16 protein-coding genes and 1 pseudogene are annotated in these 14252 nt (G+C 57.7%); 11 read left to right on the top strand and 6 right to left on the bottom strand.

The genetic code is table 11. From position 1 onward, the window contains the following. The first annotated feature begins 14 nt into the window (after nucleotides 1-14). From NFW05_RS02750 to NFW05_RS02700, 11 genes are all read left to right on the top strand, one after another. Nucleotides 15-1010 carry a glycosyltransferase family 2 protein gene (locus NFW05_RS02750; protein ID WP_295302594.1) on the top strand — a complete coding sequence of 332 codons (996 nt, stop codon included), beginning with the start codon at nucleotides 15-17 and terminating at the stop codon, nucleotides 1008-1010. After that, nucleotides 1007-1447 carry a hypothetical protein gene (locus NFW05_RS02745; RefSeq protein ID WP_295302593.1) on the top strand — a complete coding sequence of 147 codons (441 nt, stop codon included), beginning with the start codon at nucleotides 1007-1009 and terminating at the stop codon, nucleotides 1445-1447. The genes NFW05_RS02750 and NFW05_RS02745 overlap by 4 nt, the downstream gene beginning before the upstream one ends. Continuing rightward, nucleotides 1444-2553 carry a DegT/DnrJ/EryC1/StrS family aminotransferase gene (locus NFW05_RS02740; RefSeq protein WP_295302592.1) on the top strand — a complete coding sequence of 370 codons (1110 nt, stop codon included), beginning with the start codon at nucleotides 1444-1446 and terminating at the stop codon, nucleotides 2551-2553. The genes NFW05_RS02745 and NFW05_RS02740 overlap by 4 nt, the downstream gene beginning before the upstream one ends. Beyond that, on the top strand, nucleotides 2550-3326 hold the full coding sequence (locus NFW05_RS02735) for a class I SAM-dependent methyltransferase (protein WP_295302591.1): 777 nt from the start codon (nucleotides 2550-2552) through the stop codon (nucleotides 3324-3326). The genes NFW05_RS02740 and NFW05_RS02735 overlap by 4 nt, the downstream gene beginning before the upstream one ends. 4 nt (nucleotides 3327-3330) lie before the next feature. After that, on the top strand, nucleotides 3331-4617 hold the full coding sequence (locus NFW05_RS02730) for a hypothetical protein (RefSeq protein WP_295302589.1): 1287 nt from the start codon (nucleotides 3331-3333) through the stop codon (nucleotides 4615-4617). Then, nucleotides 4605-5756, top strand: coding sequence for a hypothetical protein (locus NFW05_RS02725; RefSeq protein ID WP_295302588.1), 1152 nt, complete (start codon nucleotides 4605-4607; stop codon nucleotides 5754-5756). Before NFW05_RS02730 ends, NFW05_RS02725 begins: the two co-directional genes overlap by 13 nt. Nucleotides 5757-5890: 134 nt before the next feature. Next, nucleotides 5891-7042: a polysaccharide pyruvyl transferase family protein gene (locus tag NFW05_RS02720; protein WP_295302586.1), complete on the top strand. Its 1152-nt coding sequence runs from the start codon at nucleotides 5891-5893 to the stop codon at nucleotides 7040-7042. Between the two features lie 217 nt (nucleotides 7043-7259). Further along, nucleotides 7260-7640 (top strand): hypothetical protein, encoded by a 381-nt coding sequence (locus NFW05_RS02715; protein ID WP_295302584.1) that lies wholly within the window; start codon nucleotides 7260-7262, stop codon nucleotides 7638-7640. A gap of 3 nt (nucleotides 7641-7643) precedes the next feature. After that, nucleotides 7644-8609: a nitroreductase family protein gene (locus NFW05_RS02710; protein WP_295302582.1), complete on the top strand. Its 966-nt coding sequence runs from the start codon at nucleotides 7644-7646 to the stop codon at nucleotides 8607-8609. Between the two features lie 34 nt (nucleotides 8610-8643). Next, entirely contained in the window at nucleotides 8644-9540 is an 897-nt protein-coding gene (locus NFW05_RS02705; protein ID WP_295302581.1) for a glycosyltransferase family 2 protein, read from the top strand. A 26-nt stretch (nucleotides 9541-9566) separates the two neighbouring features. Continuing rightward, the gene (locus NFW05_RS02700) at nucleotides 9567-10337 is read left to right on the top strand and encodes a glycosyltransferase family 2 protein (RefSeq protein WP_295302579.1); all 771 of its coding nucleotides are present in this window, start codon (nucleotides 9567-9569) and stop codon (nucleotides 10335-10337) included. A gap of 712 nt (nucleotides 10338-11049) precedes the next feature. On the opposite strand, the gene NFW05_RS02695 is transcribed toward NFW05_RS02700, so the two are convergent. From NFW05_RS02695 to NFW05_RS02670, 6 genes and pseudogenes are all read right to left on the bottom strand, one after another. Further along, complete coding sequence (locus tag NFW05_RS02695; protein ID WP_295302577.1) at nucleotides 11050-11175, bottom strand: DUF5615 family PIN-like protein; 126 nt, start codon at nucleotides 11173-11175, stop codon at nucleotides 11050-11052. Beyond that, entirely contained in the window at nucleotides 11172-11420 is a 249-nt protein-coding gene (locus NFW05_RS02690; protein WP_295302870.1) for a DUF433 domain-containing protein, read from the bottom strand. Before NFW05_RS02690 ends, NFW05_RS02695 begins: the two co-directional genes overlap by 4 nt. A 778-nt stretch (nucleotides 11421-12198) precedes the next feature. Then, entirely contained in the window at nucleotides 12199-12489 is a 291-nt protein-coding gene (locus NFW05_RS02685) for a hypothetical protein (RefSeq protein WP_295302575.1), read from the bottom strand. Nucleotides 12490-12719: 230 nt separating this feature from the next. Next, a pseudogene (locus NFW05_RS02680) lies at nucleotides 12720-13107 on the bottom strand (type II toxin-antitoxin system VapC family toxin). 8 nt (nucleotides 13108-13115) lie between these two features. Next, nucleotides 13116-13310, bottom strand: coding sequence for a hypothetical protein (locus NFW05_RS02675; protein WP_295302573.1), 195 nt, complete (start codon nucleotides 13308-13310; stop codon nucleotides 13116-13118). A gap of 616 nt (nucleotides 13311-13926) precedes the next feature. Then, nucleotides 13927-14252: transposase (locus NFW05_RS02670; RefSeq protein WP_295302571.1), on the bottom strand; the 326-nt coding region annotated here is incomplete at its 5' end.

Genomic DNA, 14252 nt, shown 5'->3' with positions numbered 1-14252 from the left:
CAAACTCCGTCGCAATGAAAGCGTCTGTAATTATCCCAACGCGGAATCGCGCTGACGTTCTGGTCCGTTGCCTAGCCGCGCTTACGCGGCAAACTCTTCCAAGAGATGAGTTTGAAGTGCTAGTCGTAGATAATGGCTCAATAGACAATACTTGCGACGTTGCGAAGGTCTACGGCCAATCGCTTCAACTCACGTACGTCACGGCGCCAGAACCGGGCCTACACGTTGGGCGGCACGCCGGCCTTCTTCGGGCAAAAGCGGATATCCTCATTTTCGCCGACGACGATATCGAGGCGCTACCGACTTGGGTTGAGGCTGTGGTGGACAGCTTCAAAGACACGAGCGTTGCGCTCGTCGGCGGGAACAACTACCCACTGTTTGAAGACGAACCACCTGCGTGGCTGCTGCGGTGGTGGCAGCGGCCTGTCCAAAAGGGTCGGGCTATGGGTAGCTTGAGCATTCTCGACTTCGGCGAAGGCATCTTCGAAATCAGTCCTGGCTACGTGTGGGGCTGCAATTTTTCAATCAAGCGCCATGTGCTGCTTACGGCTGGCGGCTTTCACCCTGATGGTGTTCCCAAGGAACGGCTGCGTTACCGTGGTGATGGGGAGACTCACGTGTCCAATGTGGTAGGCCGCTTGGGGATGCGCACGCTGTTTAACTCCCTCGCCAGCGTCCGGCACCAAGTGTCAAAGAGCAGGATGACGAAGGGCTATTTCGAGCAGCGTGGCTTTGCGCAGGGGATATCAGACTCGTTCACGGCGATCCGCCATTGGGGCGGGGCGACGCTGCCGCTCTCACAGCAACTTCGCTGGAAACTCGCGCCGCTCCGTTCGGCGATCAGGTCAAGTCTGCGTTCCGTCGCGGCGGCGGACAGTGTAGAACGAGAGCGTCTCGCCGTTGAGCAAGCGATGGCTATCGCGTATCAGAAGGGCTATGAATTTCACCGGCGAGAAGTGCTTGCCGATTCTGAACTCTTGACCTGGGTGCTAAAGGAAAACTATTTATGATCGAACGAATCACGCACCAGGGCAAAGAATTGGCACTTATCCTCCGCCATAGCTTTCATAAAGATGGCATCGAGTTCCTTACCCCCGGAACGTATTCTCAACAAATTGGCTACATGAACCGACCCGCGGGGTACGTTATCGCACCGCACGTGCACAACCCCGTACCAAGGGAAGTGCAGTTCACTAAAGAAGTCCTGTTTATCAAGAGCGGCCGACTGCGGGTCGATTTCTATTCGGACGCACAGGACTACCTGGAAAGCGCGATACTGGAGGCGGGCGACGTCATCCTGCTGGCGTATGGCGGGCATGGCTTCGAAATGCTGCAACCAACAGAGATCATTGAGGTCAAGCAGGGGCCGTATGCTGGTGATAATGACAAGACGCGTTTTCAGCCCGTCGCTGCAGGAGACTTGAAGATGCGCGGAGGTGATCGATGATTGCAGTCAACGAACCGTTGCTGGACGGCAACGAGAAGAAGTACTTGATCGAGTGTATTGAATCCGGCTGGATCTCTTCTGAAGGGCCGTTCGTCAAAGAGTTCGAGGAGAAATTCGCGGCGCGTGTCGGTCGCAAACACGGTGTAGCCGTCTGCAATGGCACCGCGGCACTCGATGCCGCCGTCGAGGCATTGGGTATAGGAGTGGGCGACGAAGTAATCATGCCGTCATTCACCATCATCTCCTGCGTACAACAGATTGTCCGTTCCGGTGCCATTCCCGTGCTGGTGGATAGCCACCCGGTGACTTGGAACATGGATATCACCCAGATCGAGGCGAAGATCACGCGGCGCACCAAGGCGATCATGGTGGTGCATATCTACGGTCTGCCAGTGGACATCGATCCAGTTCTGGAAGTCGCCCGCCAGTATGGAATCAAGGTCATCGAAGATGCCGCGCAAATGATAGGTCAAACTTACAACGGCAAGCCATGCGGAACGTTTGGTGATATCAGCACGTTCAGCTTTTACCCTAATAAGCACATTACAACAGGTGAAGGCGGGATGATAGTCACTAACGACGATCATCTGGCCGGGATCTGCCGTGATCTGCGCAACCTGTGCTTCCAACCGACCAAGCGCTTCGTGCACGAGGGGCTGGGCTGGAACCTGAGGTTGACCAACCTGCAGGCTGCGCTAGGCCTCGCGCAACTCGAAAGATTAGATGAGTTCGTCGCGCGCAAGCGTCGTATGGGAGAACGCTACAATGAATTGCTGGCGGGCGTCGAGGGACTGCAGTTGCCCCAAGATAGAGTAGGCTACGCGGAGAACATCTATTGGGTTTATGGATTGGTCCTGGCCGATAACGTCGGCTTCAGTGCGGAGGAGGCCATGCGGCGGCTGGCCGCCGAAGGCGTAGGTTGTCGACCGTTCTTTTGTCCCATGCATCAGCAGCCCGTTCTGAAAAGGAGGGGGCTTTTTGCGGGGGAAAGCTATCCGGTGGCGGAGCGCATGTATCGGCAAGGGTTCTACGTACCTAGCGGCTTAGCAATTTCAGAGGTGCAGATCGCAGACGTCTCGAACGCGGTGAAGAGGATACTCCAATGACCGTATTTCGTGAATATGCTGATTGGTATGACCTTTTTTATGCTGACAAGGACTACCGCGGTGAGGTCGCTTATGTTCATCGCTTGCTCCGAGACCATGGCGCGGAGCCGGGAACGCTGCTCGAGATCGGCTGCGGCACAGGAGCGCATGCTGAGCTATTCATCGAACAGGGCTGGAGTGTTACCGGCGTTGATCTAAGCGAGGAGATGCTATCGCGGGCCAGAAGTCGCTTCGACAATTTGAGTGCCGGAATACGTCGCCGAGGCCGCTTTCTACAAGGCGACGCCCGGACATTGGACCTTGGCGAGCGGTTCGATGGTGTAGTTGCGCTCTTTCACGTGATGAGTTACCAGTCTGGCCAAGATGACCTTGGGCTGGCAATCGCGACGGCGCGGCGGCACCTTCATCCCGGTGGGGTGTTTGTCTTTGACTTCTGGTATGGCCCTACTGTACTGACGCAACTGCCCGAGGTCCGCTTTCGAAAGGTCGAAAACGCGCGTACTGTTGTTCGCCGCTTCGCCACGCCGAATCTAAGAGCGAACGAGAATGTTGTTGAAGTGCATTACGACTTTATCGTCTCACAGAAGTCAGGGAGTGCTGTAGAAGAGCTTTCGGAAATCCATCGTATGCGTTATCTATTCCTACCAGAGATCCGCCAGCTCGCGCTCGCTTGTGGTTTCAAGAAGATGGAGGCATTCGATTGGCTGTCGAATGATCCGCCAAGTCGCGGCAGCTGGAACGCGTGCGCTGTGCTTACGTTAGAAGAGGCATAAAGCAATGGGGAACCTGTCGAAGTCTATTCTCATTTTCTATCTGGCTGCTTCCGCGTTGTCGCCGCTCGTCTATTCCGCCTTAGCAAGCGGCCCAGATCGGTATGAAGTCCAGAAAGCGTCCATTGAGATGATAGCGCTCTCGCTTCTCTTTATAAGCCTAGTTCCTAAAGGAAAAATCCGATTGCTCCCCGTGTCGTTTCTTTTCTATGTGCCATTGATCGCGTTTGTGGGTCTAAACGTGTTTCTCGCCTTGAGCGGTCCCAAAGGGCCACAATGGGCACAAGCGAGCACCTTCTTTGGGATAGCTATGGCGCTAGTCTGTGGGCAACTCAGCGGTCAAACCGCGCGGCCACAAGAGCTAACGGTAGTCTTCAAGTCGACCCTGTGTTATGCGCCCGCAGTTATTGCTGCACTGCTGATGTTCCTGGTCTTCGACAGGTTTACTTATCCACAGGGTGGCGCAATGAAGCCTGTAGCTTATGGCGGCGTCGTTTCCACTGAGCTCTCAAACATTGCTGGTCTCGCGATGATACCGTACGTCGTCCTTTTCGCTGTAGGGCGGAACAGGGCTGGTTGCTTGTTGGCGCTGAGCGCTTTGCTCGCAGTTCAGGTCTGGCTTATGAGTCTTGGCACAATCATTGTGTTTGCGGTCCTAACGGGCGTAGCCTTTCTCTTGCTTAAGAAAGCCGCTCGCAACAACCTTTTCATTGCGTTCATAGTGGCGACGGTGTTCTCGCTCCTGGCAGGTGGATCTGTTGTCGCGCTGTATATACTCGGTGCTCTTGACCTCGATTGGCTACTTGCATACACAGGGGACAGCTATTTCCTGAGGCTAGGCTCTTATGATGCCTTGGCGCGTCATGCCTTCGAGAACCCATTAGTTGGTATCGGGCTAGGAGGTTTTGGTGAGCCCCCTCACCATAACATTCTTGGCCTTGCAGCAGAGACGGGAATTCTTTCGATGACCCTCTATTCAGTGGCTGCCATTTTCGGGACAGTGCTAGCTGGACGTCTCTTGGTTAGGCAGCAGAGTGTCGGCACAATGGGATCGGAATGCGCAATCGTTGGGGTAACGTTCGTGCTTTCAGCTCTTTTTCTTCACGCCAAAGGATTTGTTCACGATACGTGGTATCAAAAATCTGCGTATTTCTATGTCGCATTCGTCTTCGGAGCAGGCATCAATCATTTTGCCCAAAGGAAAACTGTATCCTCCAGTCGCGCAGGAGAATTTTTTCCACCCACCGATAGGTCATCTTTTCCCATACGAGAAGTGAGAAAATGTGCAATGTAGGCAAGGTCGTATGGGCTGTTCACCCCGTGGGTCAAATCTTCAATATTCCTTGCGTCCCTGGACTGATTAACACGGTTGCATCCTTGGCTCAGGTCGATGTTTGCCTGCTGGGCGTGAAGAACACTAGTGCGCCCGTCGGGCAGTTCGATCAACGCGTCAGAATTGCCTGGTACCCCATAACGCAGCATGCTAGGCATGAGCGGTTTGCAACTCTCGGGATCGGCTACTTGTTGTTTGGCATATTCTGTCTGTTCAAGAGGCGGCCGCAGTACATTCTTGCTATTGGTTTGCGGGGGCTGATTGTCGGTGGATTGCTTGCTGCCATCTTTCGGGCGAAGCTGGTGTATAATTGTTTGGAAATCTACCCTGCGCGGGCGACGACAGGCTTCATGGGAAGCTTGGCACACAGGATTGAGGCGTATCTGAATGCTAGAGCTGTTGCAACAGTGATACAGGATGAGCAGCGGAGTGCCCTCCTGGCAAGAGTCAATGGACTGCGTTGTCATCGCTTTGTCTACTTTCCGAACTATCCGTTGGTAAGTCGAGATGCCCCGGATCCCATGGGGGTGGAGAATTTCAAGATGTCACGAGGAATTCCAATCAATAAACGAATCTTGCTTTATTCTGGTGGGCTTTATGCGGGTGTCGGACTGGAACGTCTGTTGCTTGGCTTAGAGAAACTAGGCGATGACTGGTTGGTTATTTTGCAAAGTCACGACGGAATCTTGCAGCTAGATAGGGCGGTAGTCGACCCCATGGTTGCGGCCGGGCGGCTGTTGGTTCTTCAGGAGCCGCTGGAGGCAAGAGCATATGAGGTGTTGGTCGAGGGCTGCGATATCGGCCTCGCATGGTATTCAACCTCAGACGAAAATATGAAATACGTCGGTCTGTCCTCAGGAAAGGTTGGGGCGTATTGGTCAAAGGGTAAGCCAATAATCATAAATCGAATACCGTTTTTTGATGTCGTTTGCGAGGAGTATAATTCTGGCGTGGCGGTACGGTCGATGGAGGACGTGCTTGAAGGGATTAGAGTAATTGTGAGTGATTACGAAAAGTACTCGCGGGGATCGTCATTTTGCTACAAGAAGTACTTCGACGCAGAGAAGGGGAGACAGGAGTTGCAAAGAGTGTTCGTCTAGACACTTATTGCTCAGGGGAAAGGCAGTTTGTTTTGTGTTCATCTTTAAGAGCGGACTTGCAGCGACTTGTTTTTGGAATTGGCGCTGTTCTGGAAGTCGTTGGTACCGAATTGAGAATGAAATAAAGTCAGGTCATGCGCGTAAGGATTCTTACCTATCACTTCAGTGACAATTATGGAGCCCTTTTGCAGGCGTACGCTTTAAGGCAGTGGTTCCGCGGGCAAGGGATGGAGGTGGAGTTTATTAACTACCATCCTCGATATGTCGAGGAGGGGGGAAGTTTCGATCAACTGCTGAACCCAAGAAGGTGGCGAAAGAACGTGACCATCGGCTATCTGAAGGCCACGCACATGTTTTGGACGGTGTTTGGCAATGACAGGCAGCGGAGGGCGTTTGACGATTTCCGCCGGGAATATCTTGGCGTGGCCGGGCCGCGGCTTGTGGAGAGTTCGCAGGTGGCAGGAGCGGCGGATGCCGATTTGCTCGTGTGCGGCAGTGACCAGATATGGAGCCCGTCGGTTCAGAAGGGGTTGGATCCCGTTTATTTCCTTGATTTTGGCGCACCGTCGCGGGCGCGCCGCATCTCGTATGCACCGAGTTTCGGGCGAGGGGAGCTGGCTCCAGCCTTCCATAGTGAGGCAGGGCGACTCATTGGTGGGCTGGACGCAGTTTCTGTGCGCGAGCAGAGCGGGGTGGACATCGTTCGTACCGTCTCGGGGCGCGAGGCACAGTGCGTGCCCGACCCGACTATCCTGCTGGGGGATTTCAGCGAGTTGTTGGCCGCGCAGGACGGAGGTAGCGACAGGCATGTCTTCTGCTACGCGCTACGGACGGCGGAGGTAATTCGCAAGGTGGCCGAACATGTTGCCGAGGTCGACGCGGCGCGGCTGATCAGCCCCCGTTCTCCGTCGCAGCGCTGGAAGGCGATTGGTGCCAGTGTGGAGCCCGGGCCCGTGGAGTGGCTTCAGATGCTCAGCTCGGCGACCACGGTTGTGAGCAACTCGTTTCACGGGGTTGCGCTGAGCATTATCCTGAACAAGCCGTTCCTGGCCGTGGCCTTGCCGGGGAAGAAGCGCGCGATGAACGAGCGGGTGCGCTGTTTGCTAAAGGAAACGAACCTGCTCGACCGAGTGGTGGTGATCGCGCAGCCGGCTGAGATTGAGGACGTGATGAAGCGGCCGATCGATTGGTGCCTCGTCAACCATAGGCTTGGTGCGCTGCGACAGCGCGGCGAGGCGTTTCTGGCGGCAGAGATTGCAGTGGCCAGCAAGGTGCTACGTGGCTAACGATACACGTGCGTTGCGTTACCGGGACACGCTCTCTCGCCGGGAAAGAGCCCTGCGATTGATTTGGGGGGCGGTGTGGCTGCTCTTATTCCGACCGACGCCGCGCTGGGCGTTCCACGGATGGCGTCGGCAGTTGTTGAGGCTTTTCGGGGCCAAGGTCGGTGCCGGCTGTAGGATTTCGCCATCGTGTTCTGTCTGGGCGCCATGGAACTTGGAGATGGGCGATTACGTAGCGCTAGCGGACGATGTGGATTGCTACAGCGTGGCAAAGATCCGGATCGGCACAAAAGCTGCAGTAAGCCAGCGAAGTTTTCTATGTGCTGCGAGTCATGATCCATCGAGTCTCTTGAGGCCGTTGAGGCCAAAGCCAATTACGGTCCAGAACCATGCCTGGATCGCCGCTGAGGTGATGGTGCTGCCGGGGGTTACGATCGGAGAAGGCACCGTCGTGGCCGCGCGATCTGTAGTTACAAAGGATCTGCCGCCGTGGCGCATATGTGTCGGTAACCCCTGTGTGCCGAAATCCAGACGCCAAGTGTTTGACCTTCACCTTGATCCATCTATCAAGTTAGTGGATGTAGTGGAAGGAGGACGCTAGGTAGTGCGCAATCCGCTTCAGTATGTTGCTAAGGCTCTCTCTTTTCTAAGAGAATACGCCACGGACATGTGGCTTTTCATCAAGCACAACAACCATTCGCCGTTAGAGGATCGGAATCGCAAAGCCTATTTCCAAACGATCATTCTCAGTCATACGATTGAGAAAGGGCTCTCACTCGCGATGCCGCGGCCGCTCTTCGGGCGAAACAATGTCGATGCAATCGTTGCACAGTTGCGCTCTTACAGCAAAGCGTACTCCGAGTTTCCGGTGGGCATGGCGACCGGAGCCCTAGCTGCCTATCGCGATTTCAGCGCCGACCATGCGGCGGCGGATGATCCAACGCTTTCGGTAATCGAGCGGTACCTGGATAGTGAAGCGGCTCCTGGCGTGGAGCGAACTGGCGGCGTAAAGCAGGTCGATGCTGCCGGCACGGTATTTCCCCAATCGATAGTAGACTTCCTCAAGTCCCGAACGAGCTGCCGCATGTTTGTGCCAGACGCGCTGCCGCGCGAGCAGGTAGACGAGGTGTTGACCATCGCGCAGTCTGCACCGTCACAATGCAACCGGCAGTCCGTTCGCGTCCATTTCTATCAAGAACGCGCTCGCATTGCAAGTTTGTTAAGGCTGCAGGCTGGTGCCGCCGGTTTCAGCGAAAACGTGGGTAACCTCTTTGTAGTGACTTCAGAAATAACTGCGTGGGGCGGCCCGCAACAGCGCAACCAGATGTATGTGGATGGTGGCCTTTACGCGATGATGCTAATGCTCGCATGCCATTCGCAGGGCATCGCATCTTGCCCGTTGAATCTCGCCGTGACGAATGCGGTGGAGCGAAAAATAAAGACGGTTGGGGACATTTCGGCCAATCAGCGTTTGATTATGATGATCGCGGTCGGCAAGACTTCCGCGCCCAGAATAAAGGCGGCGCGATCGCCACGTTGTCGCGTTGCCGAGGTTGCGCGGTTTCACTGAATCACTACTTGATCGGCCCCCCCCCAAAACCAGCATGAAATTGACCGCTGTCATACTGACTTTCAACGAGGCTCAGCATCTTCCCCGGTGCATTGCGAGCCTTGACGGGATTGTCTCTCAGGTGGTCGTTGCGGACTGCCATTCTACCGATTCAACCCTGGAAATTGCCCGACGGCACGGTGCCCGGGTCGTTCAGCGCGCTTGGATCAATCATGCGAGCCAGTTCAATTGGGCATTGACTCAACTTGATCCAGATACCGACTGGGTGCTGCGTATCGACGCAGATGAGGTGCTGACTCCCGAACTGGCTTCGCAAATTCGCGTGAAGTTGCCGGAGCTCGGCCCCGAAGTCGAAGGTGTTTACTGGGGGCGACGCATGACCTTTCAAGGACGGCTCATCCGCCACGGTGGCGTATTTCCAATTCGTGTGCTACGGCTCTTTCGCTATGGGAAGGGGCAGTGCGAGAACAGGTGGATGGATGAGCACATCAAGGTAGATGGTGCGACGGCTGACTTTTCCGGGGAAATGATCGACGACAACCTCAACTCACTGACCTGGTGGACGGAAAAGCACAACAGATACGCCAGCAGGGAGGCAGTGGACTTGCTCAACCTGGAATACAAATTCATGCCGCACGATTCGGTGGCTAAGTTGCGCGGTGGCCAGCAGGCCGGAGTAAAGCGATGGATTAAGGAACGCGTCTATTCCCGCCTTCCCGGGGGCGTTCGGGCATTTGTGTATTTTGTTTACCGGTATGTGTTGCGTCTTGGCTTTCTGGATGGTAGGGAAGGGACCGCTTTTCACTTCCTGCAGGGCTTCTGGTATCGGTATCTCGTGGACGCCAAGATTGCCGAGGTGAAGCGTCATATGCGGGACCGCCGGGTTGGGGTAGTTGAGGCAATAGAACAGGTGTTAGAGGTGAAGGTCTGAGGACCCCTTTGGCTCGGAATCGGTGTATGGGCATCGACGCTGGCGTACGGATTTCCGTTGTCACCGCGACGTGGAATTGTGGCCCGACCATCGAGGACTGCTTGCTTTCGGTGGTGCGACAGACTTGGCTTAACACGGAGCACATTGTGATCGACGGTGGAAGCCAGGACAGTACCTTGGAAGTTATCCAACGCCACTGCAAGCACGTTGGCGTACTGGTGAGCGAACCCGATACCGGCATCTATGACGCACTGAATAAGGGCATCGCGCACGCCACTGGTGACGTCGTTGGTTTTCTGCACTCGGACGACATGTATGCTAGTCCGAACGTCCTCGCCCATTTGGCGGCGGGCTTCCAAGACCCTTCGGTGTGCGCAGTGTATGGCGACCTGCAGTACGTGCGGCGTGACGACGTCGAGCAGGTCGTGCGGCAGTGGGTGTCTTCTCCTTTCACTCGGCGACAACTCGAGTGGGGCTGGATGCCGCCGCACCCGACTTTGTATGTCCGGCGCGAGTGGTACATGCGCATCGGCGGCTTTGACACGAGTTACCGGATCGCGGCAGATTATCACAGCATTCTGAAGCTCTTCTCTCAGCCTGATTTCAAGGCGGTGTACCTGCCAGAAGTACTGGTTAGAATGCGCATGGGTGGAGCGAGCAACCGGTCCGTAAGAAATGTGATACGAAAGTCTTGGGAGGATTGGGATGCTCTGCGCAAGACTGGCGTAGGAGCGCTCGGTGGATTGGGGGCGCTGGCGTGGAAGAACCTGCGAAAGCTCCCACAGTTTCGCACGTGACTCGAGAACGGAGGCAGTCGCTTATACGGTGGGCGATCGGGCGGGAGCAAGTCAGCCGACGGTCACAGCTCGGGGTCACGAGTCACAGCTCGGGGTCAAGTCTTGACTTTTGCCTCGAGCGTGCCGGGGCGTCGGCGATTGGTCGGCTCCATTCAATAGGTCGAAGCTTTTCTTTTTCGCGCGGTAGGCCCGACTGGCTGTCGTTTCTCGCATCTGTAGTTCCAGTTCAACGTCCGCACCCTGGCTCTCGGCCATCTGGTGTCGGAACCAGTCTGTACCAAGTCATCCCTCAGGATCAAGGCGATAGTCCGACTGCAGCACTCCGGGCCGGGCCCTTGGCCGCCCCCGGCGCGAATCCTTTCGCAAGCGTTGTCCGACGCAAGGTTGCGCCGCCCTCGACGGCCGACCGCGAGGGGAGGGCGGAAGGCGACGCGCCGCCCGCTTCTCGACCGCCGCAAAGCCTGTCGCAGGGACCCAAGCCCCTCGCGTAAGACCGTTTGACGCGTATCTTGTGGTCGGTAAGGACGACGAAGCATCCAGCCCGGTTCGAGATCTCAGCGGCTGTGGCTGCGAGCCTGCGTGCCAGTTCGTTCGCTCCCGGTTCGCACAGGCGGACGAGCAGCAGTCCCGCGTGAGTGCCCGGCTGGAACTCTCGCAGGTCAGAAAGGTCGCGATCCTGCGTGACCAAGCGTCGGACTTCCATCCTGCCAGCCTACCAGACTGCAGCAACGGAACCGCCTGTCAGTCCTTCCTCTCGTACGGTCTCGACGTCGTGACCGCTGAGCGCGAGGATGCCGACCAGACGCTCCGGCAGGTTCTCGTCCAGCTTGATCTTCATGCGAGGTCGGGAATCTGTCGATGGCGGGCAACGGCAGGTCTTCCTCGGCAGACGCGGCAGCGAAGGCAATTCACGGCCCGCACGGAAGCTTCGGTCAGGCTCGGGAAGTCCGCAACGATGGCCTCTGGGGCCATTCCTTCTGCGAGACTGGAGAGAACGGTGCGTAGGGTGACCCGCGTTCCGGCGACAATCGGTTCGCCACCGCAGATCGCCGGGGCGCGGGTGATGTAGCGCCGATGGTTCACCGTCACGACGGATTTCCTGGGGATTTCACTTCAGTCGCGGATCCTGGCCTTGATCCGCGAGATCGCGGGGTCACCCATTGGCCGGCTCTCGTGTCAATGGGTCAGGAAGATCTCTCGCGATGCAGCGGCGATGCGTTGGTGAGTGAGTCCGCTCCTGGCATGAGCCCCGCGCTCGCGCCGCGGTCTCCGAGGTTGTGAATAAATCTACTGCGCGACCGATCTGCGGCGTTGCTCACTCGCTCCGTCCACGGCCGGCTTTGCACAGCCGGCCGGCTACGGCGGCGCGCAGCATGCTGCGCGAAACCCCGCCTTCGCCCTCGCCTATCCATCTGATATGTCTCGTCATTCGCTCCAGGAGGGAAAGGAAGGGACCCTCCCCTCCCTTGGCGCCTTGCATCTCGGCCTGCTCGCGACGATTTCTTCACAACCTCTCCGTTCCGGCGGTGTCGGGACCAGTCCGTACCAGTTCTCCCATCAGGATCGAGACGATCGTCCGGCCGTGGCCACCACGGCTGTGTCCCTGGCCGCAAGAAGCGGGGACAGACCCTCCGGTAGCCCCACGAATTCGGCCATCCGGGTCACTCGGCGAGTAGAGCGAGGTGATCACCCGCGATCCACTCGTCCAGTGGTCCGATGGCATCGGCCGGGTTCGCGGTGCGCGTGGCAGCGCTCCAGCGGGAGCAGACCCGACCGAGAAGAAGGCGAGACTGCGGGCGACGTCTGCAGCACGCCGGGCGCGGCTGCTCGTGCGAGTCTGTGCGCTCGCCCCCGATTCCGATCAGCCAGAGCAGGATGGCGGCCAGCGAGGCGATGGGCTTCGCGGAGAGCGCCGCATCATCGTTCGACCGCGCATCCTGCGGCCAGCGGCGGTTGCCCAGAAGCCGATGGAACGCTTGATCTCGTGCCGAAGGCTTGCGCTACCCTGGGAACGCCGGTCGATGTCGGTCAGCGTCAGCCGCGGGCGACTCACCATCGTCGTCACCGCATCCAGCAGCATCGCGAGACGCCGACGGTGGATACCGGCGCGCAACGGCGCCAGGTAAGCGGATGGAATCGTCAGCACCTGCATCGCGGCGGTTCTCGGAAGCTTGCGTCGCCCGCAGAGGACCACACCCCCCGCAAATTCTCGACTCTGCATCAAAAATCGTCTGTAGGTTGCGGATATATAGATGAATGTTTGGGACACCTCTGGGTCAGATCCCGATTCTCCTTGTTAAATGGCTGTCGAACCCCGCGTTCCGGGGGGCACCGCAAGCAGCGGCCAATAGGGGAGGGATTCAGCCTTCTTGGCTTCACACTTCACACCTCAAAGACCACCAATTCCAGTCCCTGCACGACCCCGAAATGTTTCACATTGCCCGACGCCAGAGAGAGCCCCTGCTCGATGGCGGTGGCGGCGATGAGCGCGTCAGCGAGCATCAGGCCGTCGCTTGCGGCGTGGGACTCCACCAATTCCGCCGCTCGCTTCGAGATTGCCTCCGACAAGGGCAAAATGCGCGCCTTTCGGCGGTCCAGATCCTTCTTCAGTCGGGTCAGCTCCTGCCGGTTTCGGCAACCCTGCACCAGTTCCATGTAGTTCCTTGTAGGTTACCGCCGAAAGCTCGATGGCCGGCAACCCGTCCAGAAACCGGGCGGTCCCTTCATGGCCACGCAGATACCAGATCAGCACATCGGTATCGACCAGGATCCTTCTTCTCATTCGCGGGCGAAGCGCAGTGCGCGAAGCTGACGCACACAGCCCGCCACGTCGGCCAGGTCCTGCCGGTCACTCCACATCCCGAAGGCCGATGCCGTTTCCTCCCCGACCTCCTCCTCTATGCGCACCGTCACCCGCGCGTCGTCCGCAGTGGCGAGCTTCGAGCGCCAGGGCTCAGGCAACTCGCTCACCATGACAGCTCGATCACAGCGAATTCCTCGGCTTCTCCTTGATGAGAAAATGGGGACGCTCCGCGTTTCCCGTTCGAGGTTCGTTCCAGATGACACAGTGAAGAACGAGGTTACCCCCAACAAGGATAGGAAATCCAAGCACGATGCCGCGCCTCTTCGGGGTCAGGTCTTGACTTTTGCCTCCAGAACCGGCAGCAAAGCCGGGGTCCTGATTGTTGCCAAGGGACGACGGGCAAGCCCGACACCATTGTCTGGCGTAGCACGGGCAAGCTGTGTACCGCTCGGAGTTCGAGAACCCGGATCGGCGTCGCCGTGGCGATCGCCGACGGACCTGACAGGGGACCCCTCGACACCGCCGACGACTCGGGGACCATCGACGCCGCGCGCAGAGTGATCGACGGTCGCCTATGGCTGAACGGCGAGCAGGCGGCTGGTCAGCTTCGTGGGGTACGAGCCGTGGCACGACACTACACTGCCCGTAGTCGCGCGCCCCGGCGTCTGCTCACGCACAGAGTATGGCCGTTCCCAGCCGTGCGCCACGAGTGCAGACGACATCCGGTCCGCTTGATCAGCGATCGTCGGGCGTCGCGCTTCGTCACCATGTCAAGAGTGCACATGATTAGCCACAATGTTCAGCAAACCTGATCACGCGCTCTGGCCGAGGTCCGATGCCGACAGCGGCATGCAACAGACGATCGAGAATTGCCTTCAGATCGAAGCGGCGATTGAACCGGTATTGCACTTCAGCCAGGTAGCGATCAGCGTACTTGGCGAAGTCGAACGCATGGTAGGTGCCGGAGTAGGCCGTTTTCAAGTTGCCGAGAAAGGTATTGACCGCCTTGAATTGCTCCAGCTTGACGCTGGCCTGTCCGCCGCCAGTGACGGTTCGCTGTAACCGGTAAGCCTGCGGCGTTCCCCCGAGCCGCCTACGGAGCGTGCGGGTGC

It is taken from the genome of Accumulibacter sp., from assembly GCF_023806625.1.
Lineage (GTDB): Bacteria > Pseudomonadota > Gammaproteobacteria > Burkholderiales > Rhodocyclaceae > Accumulibacter.
The sequence above is the reverse complement of the archived record's forward strand: the minus strand, read 5'-3'. Positions and strand labels throughout refer to the sequence as shown.

Coding starts and splice junctions, on each gene's coding strand:
- NFW05_RS02750 (WP_295302594.1), top strand. CDS start 15: ATGAAAGCGTCTGTAATTATCCCAACGCGGAATCGCGCTGACGTTCTG.
- NFW05_RS02745 (WP_295302593.1), top strand. CDS start 1,007: ATGATCGAACGAATCACGCACCAGGGCAAAGAATTGGCACTTATCCTC.
- NFW05_RS02740 (WP_295302592.1), top strand. CDS start 1,444: ATGATTGCAGTCAACGAACCGTTGCTGGACGGCAACGAGAAGAAGTAC.
- NFW05_RS02735 (WP_295302591.1), top strand. CDS start 2,550: ATGACCGTATTTCGTGAATATGCTGATTGGTATGACCTTTTTTATGCT.
- NFW05_RS02730 (WP_295302589.1), top strand. CDS start 3,331: ATGGGGAACCTGTCGAAGTCTATTCTCATTTTCTATCTGGCTGCTTCC.
- NFW05_RS02725 (WP_295302588.1), top strand. CDS start 4,605: ATGTGCAATGTAGGCAAGGTCGTATGGGCTGTTCACCCCGTGGGTCAA.
- NFW05_RS02720 (WP_295302586.1), top strand. CDS start 5,891: ATGCGCGTAAGGATTCTTACCTATCACTTCAGTGACAATTATGGAGCC.
- NFW05_RS02715 (WP_295302584.1), top strand. CDS start 7,260: ATGGGCGATTACGTAGCGCTAGCGGACGATGTGGATTGCTACAGCGTG.
- NFW05_RS02705 (WP_295302581.1), top strand. CDS start 8,644: ATGAAATTGACCGCTGTCATACTGACTTTCAACGAGGCTCAGCATCTT.
- NFW05_RS02700 (WP_295302579.1), top strand. CDS start 9,567: ATGGGCATCGACGCTGGCGTACGGATTTCCGTTGTCACCGCGACGTGG.
- NFW05_RS02695 (WP_295302577.1), bottom strand. CDS start 11,175: ATGAAGATCAAGCTGGACGAGAACCTGCCGGAGCGTCTGGTCGGCATC.
- NFW05_RS02685 (WP_295302575.1), bottom strand. CDS start 12,489: ATGCAGGTGCTGACGATTCCATCCGCTTACCTGGCGCCGTTGCGCGCC.
- NFW05_RS02675 (WP_295302573.1), bottom strand. CDS start 13,310: ATGGTGAGCGAGTTGCCTGAGCCCTGGCGCTCGAAGCTCGCCACTGCG.